Consider the following 14,315-nt stretch of genomic DNA (forward strand, 5'->3'; position numbering starts at 1 on the left):
CTACAGTATCACTCTATTTCTATTTTGTAAAGGTTTCCTTGTGCATCGCTTCCAGCTCCACCAGACAGCGCTGCGCCCACAGAGACATTTTCTTCAATTTCTCCATTTCCCGCTCCATCGCAATCCGCACCGATTCCTTGTAGTCAGGGATCGCTCCGCTATACCGCATCACGGCATTGCTTGGGCACATGAACTTTTCTTGGTACGACAGCGCTGGGCGTTGATGAAACAAAGGCACGTCGACCTCAAACGATGTATGCAAGTCTCCCTGGGTCGGGAACTTGGTGACAGCCAGTACCTTTACGAGCAGCTTGGAATCATGGTTCTCGAGAACTTCCGTTATATATTCCCCAGTCTTTTGCGTGACGCGTACGATATCTCCCGGATTCCACATCATGGCGCGATCATCCTCCTCTGTTATTTTCTTTCGTTATCCTTTAGGAAAGAGCTGCCTTCAACAGCTGTTTTGCATGGTCAAGAACTTCCTGCGCAGGTCGAGTTGGCTGGCCACCGCCTTGTGCCATAGCCGCATTCCCGCCGCCTTTTCCGTCGATTAAAGGCAGGGTATCCTTAATCAGTTGGTTCACCGCCACGTTTACCTCTGCTCCTCGGGCAAAGACAAGCTGCAGTTTTTCACCTGTCGCTGCCAGCAGGCACACGACATTCGGCTCTTGTGCTACAGCTTGATGAGCAAATTGCTGCAGCTGCTGGATCGAGCGGTCGCTAAAGGTCATTTCCAAAAGTCGCACCCCTCCCAGCTGATCCGCTTGTGCCAGATGCTGACGTACCTCCACTTCAAGCAAGAGACGCTCCTTTTCCACCAAGCTTTGCTTCAGCGCATCACGCTCGGCGACCAGTCGCTCTGTTTGGGCTACAAGCTCCGCGTCACTCGTCATGAGCAGCTTCGAGACCTCTCGCACCATGGACTGCTTTCTCGTATAATCTCGCAATGCACGCCAGCCGCAAATAAACTCCAGTCGAATATTGCCCCGATGACGCTCCCAGCCCAAAATTTTGATCATCCCCACTTCGCCGGTATGTGCAGGGTGTGTCCCCCCGCACGGATTGTAATCAAACTCGGGAATGATCACGACACGGATGTTTTCAGTAACAGTCGGCTGCTTTTTTAGCGGCAATGTCGCCAGCTCTTCATCATCTACAAAACGCGCGGAAATCGGCCGATTTTCCAGAACGATCTGGTTGGCGCGCTGCTCGACTGCTTCCCATACCTCTGGGGTCAGCTCATCGAGTCTTACATCGATCGTGACTCGCTCTTTTCCCAAATGAAAAGCAACGGTCTCTGCTCCCACTACCTCCAGGAAAGCTGCCGACAAAATGTGCTGCCCGGCATGCTGCTGCATATGGTCGAATCTGCGTTCCCAGTCGATGCTGCCTTCGAGCTGCACCGTTTCTTCCGGGATGGGGGATGCTAAGCGATGACGGACTTCTCCATCTACTTCTTCTACATCGATGACACGCGTTTCACCAAGATGACCATGATCAGATGGCTGTCCACCGCCAGTCGGATAAAAAGCGGTCTGACTCAATACCACATAGGGCGTGCCGTTCTCTTCCACGCCTCGTTTCGTTACTTCGGCCGTAAATGTTTTCACATAGGCATCCTGGTAATACAGTCTGTCCTTCATTTTTCCTGACTCCTTACCGCAAGAAGCAAAAACACATTTGCGCTGCTTCCGCCATTTTCTCCCGTACGGGGTTGCTAGTATAATAGATAAGTAGGAGGTGTTTCTTTTGTCCAAAAAGTATTTTACTCCCGAGGAAGCCAATGAGCTGCTGCCCTATGTACGCGCAGAGCTATCCTTTATGCAGGAAGCCAAACGCACTTTCTATAAGCTCTATCAACAGCGTGAAGAAGTGAAAAAGCTTTTGCCCGTGGACGAGAGCGAGCTCTTTGCCGTTGAATGCCGCCTGGAATTTATGGAGTTGGAAGCCAAGGCACGTATCACACGCCTTCTTGAAAAAGGCGTTCAAGTGAAAGATGTCGACATCGGCTTGTTTGATTTCCCGGCGATGATCAATGGCGAAGAAGTCCTCCTGTGCTGGCGGGAGGGAGAAAGTGAGATCACTCACTACCACGGACTGCATGAAGGCTTTCAGGGACGCAAGAAGCTTGAGTAAATCAGCTTCTTGCGTCACCTTCTAGCCCAGCAGCAGCTCCATTTGTTCTTCACGTCTAGCTCGCTCTTCCGGTGTCGCCAAATCATACTTTTTCAGCAGGTGGAACAGCTCGTTCAGTCTTTCTTGCGACAGCTCGGTTGCAAGCAACGTCTGCAGCTGTTGGACTCGTTTCTCTGGCAAAAAAGGAGCTTGCTCTCCCAGCTTTTTTTGTACATCCTCCACACTGTGGTCCAGCTTGCATTCTCCCATTTTTCTCCCCCTCCTTCTACTCGAAGCATGACGCTTCATCCTTACTTTTTGCCATCATACCATGATTCTAGCAGATAGGAAAACGTATACAGCAGTTGAAGTGAGCTGGCCACAAAAAACAGGCGCACAGCCTAAAAGCACTGCACGCCCGTTCCTCATGCCCGTTTTCGTACTCGGAAGTTCCCTTCGATCAAAAGCCAGTTTTGCGGAAACGGCAGCCCAAGCTTCCAGTAGCTCACACCGCGCAATCCAAGCTGCTTGACGAGATCGAATTTGGCTTGAATCGACCTCGCATCTTCAAACCAGACCTGGTGACGCCTCCCATCAGCGGCTGTGTATTCGAAAAAGGGTGCCTGTGCCCGATAGTCGTACTGGATGTGGACATTGTGCTCGGCTGCTAAAGCGATGGCGGCCTGAGGACTGAGTGCTCTTGCAGTCGTCCCTTGCTCGAATGGCAGGGTCCAGTCATATCCGTACAGGTTTTGACCCATCAAGATTTTCTCTGCTGGCATTTCCGTCAAGGCGTACTGCAGCACCCTGCGCACCGGCCCGATCGGGGAGACCGCCATGGGTGGACCTCCGCTGTATCCCCACTCGTACGTCATGATTACGACGAAATCGGCAATGGCGCCGATCGCCCCGTAATCGTGAGCGGTGTACCATCTTCCTTGCTGCTCTGCACTCGTTTTTGGTGCTACCGCTACCGACATCATCATCCCTGCAGCCTGTGCTCGCTGCTTGGCACGACGCAAAAAGCGAATGTAGGCTTCTCGGTCTGTTGGCGGCAGTGCTTCCATATCAAAGTGGATGTCCCCCATGCCCAGCTCCTGTGCAGTGGAAATGATCGAGTCGAGCAATTTGTTCTGCAGCTCCATATCGTTCAAGACCAGTCCGCCCAGCTCTGTGCTGAATTGACTCCCCTCGAGGTTCGTTACAACCAGCATCATGACCACCTGATTTTCGCGTGCAATCGCCGGAAAATTGTTCAGGGCAGGCCGTGCCAGCGTGCCATCGCGCTTGATTCGGAAGCTAAACGGCGCTAAATAGGTCAGATGAGGAGCAGCTGTGCGGACATCGTTTTCCAACGCCTCGGAAACGGTCCTTCGCGGTTCGGCATAAGCATTAAAGTCTGCTGCTCTTCTGGGGCGGGGCGGAATATACAGCTTTTGACCAATCTGCAGCGGACGATACTGGGATATTCCGTTAACCCGCGCCAATTCTGCCGCACTGATCTGGAAGCGTTGGCCGATCGTGTACAGAGTATCCCCTTGTCTCACCCAGTAAAAGCTTCCCTCGATGGGAATCACCATCGCCTGTCCGATGACAAGATTCGCTGGATCGGGAAGCTCGTTGGCTCTTGCTATTTCGGACGCGGTCGTCCCATATGTTTCGGCGATGCCAGACAGCGTTTGTCCTTGTTCCACCACATGAATCTGCATACGCCTCCTCCTTCGCAATCAGTCTCTCTTTCTTTTTATTCCGCGCGAAGGAATTAGGTGTATGTCTAGTTCAAAACCTTTAGACGCTCAAAGAGAAACCCGACTGATTGCATGGCAAAATGCCGCTCCGCCAGCACGCCCTCTCGGAACAATAGCAAGGCAGGAACGCTGCTGATCTCCCACTGAGAAGCCACGTTCGGTGCCGTATTGATATTCATCTGGTACACATTTGCCTGGGGTAATGCTTCGCAAACAACATGTAACATTCGCTTAGCTACCTTGCAGGTCCCGCACATCGGCGTATAGACGAACAGGGCGAATGAATGCTTTTGCTCCACCTGCTGTTGGAACTGTTCGACCTTTATTTCTTGCATGGCATTTCCCCCCTTGACTTCGAGTTTACTCTAACACTTACCATATACCCAACTTCGAAAATAGAAAAGGGGATTGTGTGATGAAAAGTGCCCGTGTAGTAGTAACTGAATATGGAGGGACAGATGTCCTCAAGCTCGCTTTGGAGCCGTTGAGAAAGCCTCACAGGGGTGAATTGTTGATTCAAGTGGAGTACTCCGGTGTCGCTCTCGCCGATCTCATGCGCAGGGAAGGTCTGTACCCTTCTACCCCACAGCCTCCCTTTACACCCGGTTATGACGCGATTGGTATCGTCATCGAAAAAGGAGAAGGCGTCACGGCATTTGCAATTGGGGATCGTGTCGCTGTCTTTATGGATGGCCTGGGCGGTTATGCATCCTATCTTTACGCACCGGTCGGCGAAGTCATCCCGGTGCCTGCATCGTTAGATCCAGCGAGTGCATTGTCAATCCTATTGAATTATGTGACTGCCTATCAAATGCTTCATCGTTTCGCCTGCGTGTCGGAAGGAAACCGCGTGCTGATTCATGGAGCCAGCGGCGGGGTAGGAACGGCCCTTCTGGAGCTGGGAAAGCTGGCGAAGCTGAAGATGTTTGGAACCGCCTCCGCCCAAAAGCATTCTGTCGTGACGAGCTACGGTGCCTATGCGATCGATTATCGCCAGGAGGATTTTGCACAAGTCCTTTCAGAGCAAGCACCAGAAGGTATGGATGCCGTATTTGATCCGATCGGAGGCAGGAACTGGGACCGTTCTATGCGAACCTTACATAGACGGGGCATCTTTATCGGGTATGGGTATACCTCGGTCTTTTCACAAGAAGAAGAAAATGATTGGGCGGCTCGCTGGCAGGCGTTGACCGAAGCTGGGACAACGGCAAACGGAAACCCCGTCCACCTATACAGTATTACGACGCTGAAGAAAGAGCGGCCGGAGTGGTTTTTCGAGGATGTGCAGCATTTGTTTTCCTTGTTGCTTCAGGGGATGATTCAGCCTCTGATTTCCCATCGTATTCCTTTTCATGAAGTGGCACGGGCTCATGAACTATTGGAGACATCCAAGGCGACTGGGAAGATCGTCCTCGTCCATTCCTGACTGCGTAAGGGAGAGATTCCATCCTATGTACACCATCAGTGATATCGCCCGGCTTACAGGGATTTCCGCTTACACCCTGCGATACTATGAAAAAATTGGCGTTTTGCCCGATCCTACGCGTCAAGAAGGCAGGAAAAACGGCATCCGTCGATACAGTGATCAGGACCTGCGATTTATCCGCTTTATCCACGGCTTGAAGCAGACCGGCATGAAGCTGGAGGAAATCGCAGCATTTGTACAGGAAGGCTGCCTGTTAGCCGACGATTATCCCGTCATGCATGTCGACGAGACTCTGAAAAAACGAATTGAAATCCTGGATGAACATCTTGAGCATTTGGAGAAACAGATGCAGCAGCTCGAGGCTGTCAGAAATTTTACTCTCGAAAAACGTGCCTTTTACGTAAACCTGCAGGCTCAGCGTGGCCCGATCAAATAGGGACAAACAACAACAAAACCAGCCCAAACATTTGTTTGCAGCTGGTTTTTTTATTTGCGAGTATCTGTATTCGCTTATTCGTCTGTTTAGCTTCGCAAGGAACGTCGCAGGATTTTGCCCGTGCTGTTTTTCGGAAGCTCTGCTACGAATTCAACCTGGCGTGGGATCTTGTACTTTGCCAGCTTATCGTTGCAGAACGACAAGATATCCTCCTGAGATACCGCGATTTCTCTCAAGGCGACAAAGGCTTTGACCGCTTCTCCATGTACCTCATCAGGAATACCGATGACGGCCGCTTCGATAATCGCCGGATGCTGATAGAGCACTTCTTCCACCTCACGCGGGTAAACGTTGTACCCATCTACGAGGATCATATCCTTTTTCCTGTCGACGATGTAGACGTAGCCTTCCTCGTCCATGCGCGCCAAATCACCTGTGTACAACCAGCCATCCTTGAGAGCTGCCTTCGTTTCTTCCGGGAGTCCGAGGTACCCAAGCATGACGTTCGGACCATAGACGATCAACTCTCCTACCTCCCCGCGCGGAACTTCATTTCCTTCTGGGTCCACCACCTTGTTGGTTACACCTGGAAGATCGATGCCGACAGATCCCGGCTTGCGTGTGCCGCGAATCGGATTGAATGCAGTCGCAGGAGCCGCCTCAGACAGTCCGTAACCTTCCATGATTTTTACGCCGAATTTTTCCTCGAACTTGTGCAGCAGCTCGACTGGCATCGAAGCACCACCGGAGCAGCATACGCGGATGGTAGAAAAGTCAGCCCGCGTAGCGGAAGGAAGCTGCAGCATGTAATTGTACATGGTAGGAACTCCGGCAAAGCAAGACGCTTTTTGATCGCGAATGACATTGACCACCTCTACTGGATGAAAGCGCTGGACGATCAAAATGGTAGAACCGGAGCGAATCGGACCATTCAGACATACCGTCATGCAGAAGACGTGGAACATCGGTAAAACGGCAACAACGCGATCATCCGGTTCAAGCTCAAACAAGATTCCCATCGCTTCAGCGTTCGAATCCATGTTGCGATGAGAAAGCATGGCCCCTTTGGGTTGCCCGGTTGTTCCCGATGTATATAAGATAACAGCCAGACTATCCTCGTGTCGTTCTGGCTCTTCGTATTCGGTCGCTTTCTCACTGATCAGCTGGCCGATCGTAAGTTCCTCCCCCACTGGCTCTGTGTAGATGACCAGCTGCAACTCAGGAAGCTCTTCTTTTAACGAATTTATGGTCGGGGCCAGCGCCGGCAGAGCCACTACTGCTTTGGTATGGCTATTGGACAATATATAACTGATCTCTCTAGGAGTATAGATAGGATTCATGGGGACGACAGCCGCCCCGACTCGGAGAATGGCATAGTAAGCGCTCACAAATTCGGGGCGGTTATCTAACAGCAGAGCCACTGCATCCCCGCTGCCGATCCCTCTTTTCGCCAGGCCCGCTGCCAAAAACTCTACCTGCTGGTCCAGCTCCGCATATGTAGTGCTCTCTCCTTGATAGACATACACGGGACGATCTGGAAAGTTGTGGGCACTACGCTTCAAATTCTCGTTCAAATCATACATCTCATATCTACCTCCTTTTAAAAATTTTAACATTCTGAATAATCGGGCGAAAGTATTAGTTTTCTATTTTGTTCGAGATTGGAGAGGTTATTTCCATTTTTCCTTCATTCCGTTTGGCGAAGAGCAGAAAAAGGACTCCGAAAACTACAAAGATCAAGGCATTCAGGCTCATCGCATGACCAAAACCGACAGCTACATCCCCCGCTGCCTGCACGATGGATCCCGTGACGAGCGGAGAAATGATCCCTGCTAACGTAACCAGGCTGGACATCACCCCGACAAGCAGACCTGTTCTAGCGGGCATCAGACTGCTCACGATGACGGATGAAGCCATTCCTACGGAAAAAGCAAAGCCTTTTCCCAAGCAGAGTGCGATCAGGACAAGCGCAGTCGATTGTACCCATGTGACGGGGTAAAAGAACAGTCCACCGAGAATGATCGATACACCGCCGACCCATACGTAGGATTTGCGATAAGAGCGATGCTTTTTGTACAACCGGTCCCCGATCGATGAAATGAGAATCGTCATGAGTCCCGCTACCAGCCCCGTCCCTGCAATCGAGTAGGCCATTTGCTAGTTGGTGAGGTGGATGGCTTTCACCAGATAGACAGGCTCCCATACGGCTGCAAAAGTGGTGCCCCAGATTTGTCCGAAGTAAATCAAAAAGCAAAAAATGTAGGTGGAGGAGAGCATGACCTTGGATATTTCTGACCACTTCGCTTTTGGTGCTTCTACGCTGACTGGCGAAGAAGCAGCCACCGCAATCGCGGGCTTTTCTTTCCCCATCCAGATCCAGACAAGAAACCAGATGAGGCTGAGCGCCCCCATGAATGCCCAGGCAAAGCGCCAACCGTTCTGATCGATCATGGCAACCAGTAATGGCGCGGACGCAACCGCTCCCACAAAAGCACCAAAATTGACAGTGGAATAAACGAGGCCTCGTTTTTCTTCAGGAAACCATTTGTTTAGATGACTGACAACTGTCGCCCAAAACGGACCTTCCCCTATGCCGAGCAGGACACGCGCCAGGACGAGCATCGGCAAACTGGCGATCGCATAAGCTCCAAACTGTACCACCGTCCAGGAAATCGCCATGATCGCCAGCAGCTTTTTCGTTCCGATCCGATCCGAGAGTGCCGCACCCAGGATCCCTCTCAAAGCCTGCAGGCGCTCAACAATGGCAGGAGATGTACTTTGCCTCGGCCACCCCATGCGATGAATCGGCAAATCATAGCCCAATTCGATCGGGTGCAGCTCGATTTCTAGTAGCTCACCATCCTGCATTTTCCAGATCGGGACGACAGCTTCCCACACTTCCCGATGAACGCACAGCCCCCTTGTGTAGTTCGCACTCATCGCCTCTAAGGCATCCGCTACGTTGTGGTCGTGAGTAAGTCCGTACTGTTCATAGAAATCCGCGGGCTGACTGGTAACAGCCTCCGTCTGGAATATAAAATCGCCCAGGCTGTAGAAAATGGGGCGGTTCTTGTAAATTTCGATCCCTCTTAGCAAATGCGGACCATGACCAACAACAGCGTGTGCACCTGCATCGATGCAGGCACGGGCAAACGTTTCCAAAAACTCTGCCGGTGCTTCCTTTTGCTCCCCTTTCATCTCATGGGCATGGATGCTGATAATGACGTAATCCGCCCTTCGCTTCGCTTCCTCAATCGTTTTGATGATTCTCTGCATATCGCGTGGGTGCGGCTCTGTTTTGGTTCCTTCCTGCTCGCCCATCTTGAAAAGCGAGTTCCCAAACAGAAAAACATTCTGTCCCGGTGAATTCATGAAGCCTTCCTCGATCAAGACTTTGCTGAAGGCATTTATATCCACAGAATCCGCAATTGACTTTAATTGCTCCAGCTTTTCTTTTGAGAGATGGTGCGTCATGATGTAGCGCATCGGATTGATTCCCGGTCTGCCGATACTGTCTCTACGCTGTTCGCCTGCCGCCCACCATGGATGGAAGGTGGAGGTAGCTGCAATCAATGCGACGCGGGCAGAATCGCATTCCAAGTACCTTGGCGCACCCGCTTCTGCCAAATTCTTACCTGCGCCCGCGTGAACGAAACCGTATTCATTTAGATGCTGTTCGGTCGCCTCCAGTCCCCCGTACAAATAATCGAGAGTATGGTTGTTCGCCCAGCCGATCATGTTGAAGCCGTACTCTTTCATGACCTGCAGGACAGCCGGAGGAGACATTGCCCACGTTCCCCCGCTCTGCGCGCTCGGATATCCTTTGCTGTCATGTACCGTCGTTTCTAGGTTGGCTAGGCGAACATCTGCCCGGTGAAGCAAAGCAGCTACCTCTTCGAAGGCCTCGTCCTTATGAAGTAGGCGTGTAATAAAGCTGTCGCCTGTTGCTGCAAACGTGACTGGTTTGGTCATCGTTCTCATCCCTCCCTCTCAAATCGTAAATTCATCCTCATCGCCAATGAACGAGTATAGCTGTGAACTGATTTCGTCGTAGTGCTGCAGCCGTTTCTGTACATTCTTTGCGTCGTAGACCATCACTCCTTTGATCAACACGTTTAACAAGGAAAACAAAACAGGCATTCCACTGGTTGCAGCAGGCTGGGGAGTCGTAACCTTCAAAAGCAGATCCGCCATCTGGCTTATCGGTGACAGCTCCCCTTCCGTGATCGCGAGTACCTTGGCTCCCAATGCTTTGGCAGATTGGACGAGCGCCACCGTTTCAGCCGGATGTCTGGGAAAGGAAAGCGCAATCACGAGCCATTCCTGGTCTCGTTCTGTGAGAAAGTAGTCCGCGTTATCCACCGCGCCCGTATACAAATGGGTGTTTCCCTTGATGGCATTGAGGGTCGAGAAAAGCCATTTGGCAGGAATATGGCACCAGCGAAAGCCTACAACGACAATTCGATTTGCCGAGATAATTTGACGTGCGGCTTGGTCAAGCAGGCCGTAATCTAGCTGCTGCAGACCTTGCTGCAAATAAGCGATGTCCGTTTCCATGACCTGCTGGGCATAATTGTCCTTTGTCCGTATTTCTTCTGAGTCGCGGTACTTTTGAATAGGACCTTTGCGCGGATCCGCAATCAACAGCGCCTTTTTAATCTCATCCTGCAATTGGGTATAGCCTGTGTAGCCCAAGGCGTAGCAAAAGCGAATGACAGTCGCTTCGCTCATGTTTGTCAGATCAGCAATTTTTTTGGCGGTATGGATTGCGATCAGGTTGGGCTTTTCGATGACGAATTTGGAAATGATTTTTTGACTGGCTGTGAGATTTCCATACTGCTTTCGAATCCGTTCTTTTACATGCTCATCCATCTGCGGCACTCCTTTTGAAGACTGATCGGAAGTTAATTTTGTGAATACTATATCTTCTGCAATAATTCACTACAATACTTCCATAAAATTGTAGTTTACGCTTCATTTTGAGGCAAATATACCCTGTACCGTTATCGCCACTTATTTCACGATGGAACAAAAAAACGCCTCCCCACATGGACAGATGCCGTTGGGAAAGCGATATTCGTTCGAAAGATAGGGAGCCAGGCTGCGCTGATTTTTATGGAATCTTCATAGACTGGCACTGTTTCGTGAACGAAGGCAGCGGATAGATTCTCAGACAGACTTCATGAGAAAAGAGGCTCAGTTGCTGCCGTCTCTTTCTACCTTCCTCACGCCTAATAATGCTCCAGATCAGCTGACAATACATACCCGTCTATCGGAGAAATGTAATACGTTTCGCCATCGCAATCGAACTGATAAAAAACGGCAAACTCTCCATGCGCGTCTTCCAAGGTTTGATTGCCTACAAACTTGACTGATTGGATCGGCTTTTCTGCATACGGGTAGTTTTTCAGGTAGGTTTCTGCTTCCTGGATCGTCAACTGAAATCCCCCCTTGGGCGTCTCCTCCCTCCGTTTTTCATCCAGCAGCCAGTTCCCTCCGCTTTTTTGAAGCGTGCTGATCTCATAGTATCCGCTGTTTAATTCATTGGCGAACCACATCGTCTTCACTATGATGCGATCCTTTGTTTGCTCCAGGATGGTTGTGCGAGCTCTTAGCGTCCCAGGCTCATAGTGAAAGAGAAACAATCGCGTCATGCCAATCCCGCCAGCGTAGTATTGCTCCAGTTGTTCCTGATCGATGAAGCGGTTTGTCATGTAGCGTTGCAGATCTTCCCGGAACTCCTCGAAGGGCAAATTCTGATTCAAAGCCTCTTCTTGCCTGCTAAAATAGTAGCGAGAAATTTCTACTAGGCGGTTCACGACCCACTCTTTGCTCATTTTTTCCCCTGCAGGTCCTGGCTGCTTTCCAGTCTCATCTCCTCCGTGGGAGCACCAGCTCCTTCTGAGCAGCCTGCACTTACGAGAGCAAAGAGAAGAATGAAAAAGGCAGCAGCATGTCTCATAATTCCTCCAACAATTCCCTGGTTTTTGTAAATTTCACATCGTTTGAATGAAACAACTCTTGCAATGATTTACGTAATCCTGTAATAAGTGGTATGTAAAACGACTCCCGAAAAGAGAGGAATTCGTATGAAAACGAGACTTTGGAAGCTGCTTCTTTCCCTGTCCATTTGTACGAGTGGTATGGTCGGTCTATCTGCTGAGGTATCGGCCTCGACAGCTCCCCCTGCCACTACGATTCTACTAGATGGTTATCCACTCGCTTTTCCGACACCGCCTGTCATTGAAAAAGGTACGACAATGGTACCCTTTCGAGCCATCTCCGAAGCGATGGGCATCGATGTGCAATGGGACAAAGCGACGCAATCCATTACGGCGATTCAAACAAGCGGGCAGGAGCGTAAAACGGTCAAAATGACTTTGAATAACCCGCAGTTTTCGGTCAATGACCAGCCCTATACTCTTGCTGTGGCTCCTTATCAGACGAAAGGCAGTACCCTCATCCCGCTGCGGTTTTTCAGTGAGCAGTTCGGAGCACACGTGAGCTGGAATGAGTCGACGAAGACGGTTTCCATTACTTCCCCAGCACGCGACCTCTACAGTCTGGCATTCTATGCGATTTCTTCCTTTGCCCAAAAGGACTTGATTTCCCATTTTGACTCTGTTGCATTTGGCTGGAGCCGGATCGACAAAGACGGCAGCCTGACTCTTGTAGGCAACGATTTTTACTGGCCAAAGGCAGCAGGTGCAACCACCCCGGAAATGATTATCGATGAAGCGAAGTCCAGCGGAACCTCTCCCCATCTCATGGTCTTTGCAGGGGATGCCAACAACGAATTGACTACCTTGCTCTCGGACAGCAGCTTGCGGGATAAGGCCATCGCCAACATCCTCACTATTGTACAGGAAAAAGGACTCGAAGGGATTGTCCTTGATTTTGAAGGTCTGGGAATGAATGGACAGGGAGCAGAAATCAAGCAGGACTACAATGAGTTCGTCCAGCTCCTCTCTGCACAAACGAAAAGTCTTGGAGTCAAGCTGACACTGGTGCTCCATCCGCTCAACGGAGCTTATCAGGGCTATGACTATGCCACCCTCGGCAGTCTCGCTGATGATCTCGTCATCATGGCCTACGCGTATGAAAACGAGAAAGGCCCCGAGCCGATGAACCAGGTCGATCAAGCCATTAAGCTGGCACTCGCCCAAGTGCCGAAGGAAAAGCTAATCCTGGGCATCTCTATGGGCAGCGAAAACGAGCAGTCTGTCAATCAAAAGATCGGTCTTGCCAAGCGCTATAGCCTTAAAGGCTTTGCCTTGTGGAGACTAGGCTTGATCAGTCAGCCTGCAATGGCGAATATGCAGGAAGCTGTTCATCTCCAGTAATGTACGTATAAAGGAAAAGCCGATTCCCCTGACACCAATAGGGGTATCGGCTTTCGTATTTTAAAAATAGTTCATGCTCATTGCCTCACGAATCTCTTGCATGGTCTCTTTGGCTACCTGCCGTGCTTTTTCCGTACCCGACATCAGCATTTCACCGACCTTTTTCGGATCGTTTTTGTACAAGCTTCTGCGTTCTCTCATGGGTTCGAGTAAATCATTGACGCTTTGCGAAATGCTTCGTTTGCATTCCATACATCCGATTTGGCCCTTTTTACAGCTTTCATAAATCTCATCTGAGCCGTCTTTACGAAATACTTTATGATAAGCGTAGACGGGACAAATTTCTGGATGACCGAGATCCGTTTTGTGAATGCGTGCAGGATCCGTCGTCGCTTTTTTGATCTTCTCACTCACCTCTTCCCGCGTGGAATCCAAATAGATGGCATTTCCAAGGCTTTTGCTCATTTTGTGATTGCCATCTAATCCGACAAGTCGTGGAACATCCCCTACGAGCGGTTTGGGCTCCACTAAAACAGGTTTATACAATTGGTTAAATCGCCGGACAATTTTCCGTGTTTGCTCGATATGAGGCACCTGATCTTCTCCTACGGGAACTAACGTCGCCTTGCAGAAGGTGATATCTGCCGCCTGGCTGACGGGGTATCCGAGGAAACCGTAATACATCTCTTGATAGCCGCGCTCCGTGGCTTCCGCTTTGATGGTAGGATTATGACGCAAGGAATTAACAGTCACAAACATGGAAAAGTAAATGGTTAACTCCGCAATCTCCGGGATCAAGGACTGAATAAAAATCGTGGCTTGATCAGGGTCGATGCCTGCTGACAAATAGTCCAAGGCCACCTGCCGCAAGTTTTCTTGAATCAAGTCTGGTTGTTCAAAATGAGTCGTTAGGGCCTGGACGTCAGCAAGCAGCAAGTACGTTTCGTATTGGGTTTGCAGCTCGACTCGGTTCTTCAAGCTGCCAACGTAATGCCCAAGGTGAAGCTTTCCCGTAATCCGATCCCCTGTTAAAATCCGCTCTTTCATTTCTGATCCTCCTCAGCATTTTGCTTGTGTCATGTAAACGAGAGATCCACCAGCCATCATCCATGGGCATCACCCCTTTCAAGGAAAATAAGAAAACCTTTATCGTGGTCTGTTCAAAGAGGAGCGACCGCGTTTAAGCGGAAAGTTTTACCGAAGTTATGCAAGAAGCGGACGCTGAGGTACTTCGTCATGCGCTC

Annotated in this window: 15 protein-coding genes; 4 read left to right on the plus strand and 11 right to left on the minus strand. The window is 50.4% G+C overall.

What is annotated here, in order from left to right:
* Positions 1 to 19 precede the first annotated feature (19 nt).
* The gene (gene kapB / locus EDM55_RS00280) at positions 20 to 397 is read right to left on the minus strand and encodes a kinase-associated lipoprotein KapB (protein WP_122959370.1); all 378 of its coding nucleotides are present in this window, start codon (positions 395 to 397) and stop codon (positions 20 to 22) included.
* A gap of 40 nt (positions 398 to 437) precedes the next feature.
* Complete coding sequence (locus EDM55_RS00285) at positions 438 to 1,646, minus strand: alanyl-tRNA editing protein (RefSeq protein ID WP_122959371.1); 1,209 nt, start codon at positions 1,644 to 1,646, stop codon at positions 438 to 440.
* Positions 1,647 to 1,743: 97 nt separating this feature from the next.
* On the opposite strand from EDM55_RS00285, the gene EDM55_RS00290 reads away from it, so the two are divergent.
* On the plus strand, positions 1,744 to 2,139 hold the full coding sequence (locus EDM55_RS00290; protein WP_246070959.1) for a DUF2203 domain-containing protein: 396 nt from the start codon (positions 1,744 to 1,746) through the stop codon (positions 2,137 to 2,139).
* Between the two features lie 21 nt (positions 2,140 to 2,160).
* Here EDM55_RS00290 and EDM55_RS00295 read toward each other — a convergent pair whose 3' ends face one another.
* The 3 genes from EDM55_RS00295 to EDM55_RS00305 all read right to left on the minus strand — a co-directional run bounded on the left by EDM55_RS00295 (position 2,161) and on the right by EDM55_RS00305 (position 4,201).
* Positions 2,161 to 2,388, minus strand: coding sequence for a 50S ribosomal protein L7ae (locus EDM55_RS00295; RefSeq protein WP_092266907.1), 228 nt, complete (start codon positions 2,386 to 2,388; stop codon positions 2,161 to 2,163).
* Between the two features lie 155 nt (positions 2,389 to 2,543).
* On the minus strand, positions 2,544 to 3,827 hold the full coding sequence (locus EDM55_RS00300; protein ID WP_122959372.1) for a glycoside hydrolase family 18 protein: 1,284 nt from the start codon (positions 3,825 to 3,827) through the stop codon (positions 2,544 to 2,546).
* A gap of 65 nt (positions 3,828 to 3,892) precedes the next feature.
* Positions 3,893 to 4,201: a thioredoxin family protein gene (locus EDM55_RS00305; protein ID WP_092266905.1), complete on the minus strand. Its 309-nt coding sequence runs from the start codon at positions 4,199 to 4,201 to the stop codon at positions 3,893 to 3,895.
* Between the two features lie 80 nt (positions 4,202 to 4,281).
* On the opposite strand from EDM55_RS00305, the gene EDM55_RS00310 reads away from it, so the two are divergent.
* Together EDM55_RS00310 and EDM55_RS00315 are read left to right on the plus strand one after the other, a co-directional pair.
* Positions 4,282 to 5,292, plus strand: a complete 1,011-nt coding sequence (locus EDM55_RS00310; RefSeq protein ID WP_092266904.1) for a medium chain dehydrogenase/reductase family protein — start codon at positions 4,282 to 4,284, stop codon at positions 5,290 to 5,292.
* A 25-nt stretch (positions 5,293 to 5,317) separates the two neighbouring features.
* Positions 5,318 to 5,728 carry a MerR family transcriptional regulator gene (locus tag EDM55_RS00315; RefSeq protein ID WP_092266903.1) on the plus strand — a complete coding sequence of 137 codons (411 nt, stop codon included), beginning with the start codon at positions 5,318 to 5,320 and terminating at the stop codon, positions 5,726 to 5,728.
* 86 nt (positions 5,729 to 5,814) lie between these two features.
* Here EDM55_RS00315 and EDM55_RS00320 read toward each other — a convergent pair whose 3' ends face one another.
* The 5 genes from EDM55_RS00320 to EDM55_RS00335 form a co-directional block, all read right to left on the minus strand.
* Positions 5,815 to 7,311, minus strand: a complete 1,497-nt coding sequence (locus EDM55_RS00320; protein ID WP_122959373.1) for a long-chain-fatty-acid--CoA ligase — start codon at positions 7,309 to 7,311, stop codon at positions 5,815 to 5,817.
* A gap of 55 nt (positions 7,312 to 7,366) precedes the next feature.
* Complete coding sequence (locus EDM55_RS30050) at positions 7,367 to 7,840, minus strand: MFS transporter (protein WP_174769298.1); 474 nt, start codon at positions 7,838 to 7,840, stop codon at positions 7,367 to 7,369.
* 45 nt (positions 7,841 to 7,885) lie between these two features.
* Positions 7,886 to 9,700, minus strand: coding sequence for an MFS transporter (locus tag EDM55_RS31245; protein ID WP_281285166.1), 1,815 nt, complete (start codon positions 9,698 to 9,700; stop codon positions 7,886 to 7,888).
* An 18-nt stretch (positions 9,701 to 9,718) separates the two neighbouring features.
* Positions 9,719 to 10,600: a MurR/RpiR family transcriptional regulator gene (locus EDM55_RS00330; RefSeq protein ID WP_092266900.1), complete on the minus strand. Its 882-nt coding sequence runs from the start codon at positions 10,598 to 10,600 to the stop codon at positions 9,719 to 9,721.
* Between the two features lie 359 nt (positions 10,601 to 10,959).
* On the minus strand, positions 10,960 to 11,565 hold the full coding sequence (locus tag EDM55_RS00335) for a hypothetical protein (protein WP_122959374.1): 606 nt from the start codon (positions 11,563 to 11,565) through the stop codon (positions 10,960 to 10,962).
* Between the two features lie 252 nt (positions 11,566 to 11,817).
* Here EDM55_RS00335 and EDM55_RS00340 point away from each other — a divergent pair, with 252 nt between their 5' ends.
* Complete coding sequence (locus EDM55_RS00340) at positions 11,818 to 13,071, plus strand: stalk domain-containing protein (protein ID WP_122959375.1); 1,254 nt, start codon at positions 11,818 to 11,820, stop codon at positions 13,069 to 13,071.
* A gap of 60 nt (positions 13,072 to 13,131) precedes the next feature.
* On the opposite strand, the gene trpS is transcribed toward EDM55_RS00340, so the two are convergent.
* Complete coding sequence (gene trpS, locus EDM55_RS00345) at positions 13,132 to 14,118, minus strand: tryptophan--tRNA ligase (protein ID WP_092266897.1); 987 nt, start codon at positions 14,116 to 14,118, stop codon at positions 13,132 to 13,134.
* Positions 14,119 to 14,315 lie beyond the last annotated feature (197 nt).

Source organism: Brevibacillus centrosporus (assembly GCF_003710815.1).
GTDB classification, from domain to species: domain Bacteria; phylum Bacillota; class Bacilli; order Brevibacillales; family Brevibacillaceae; genus Brevibacillus; species Brevibacillus centrosporus.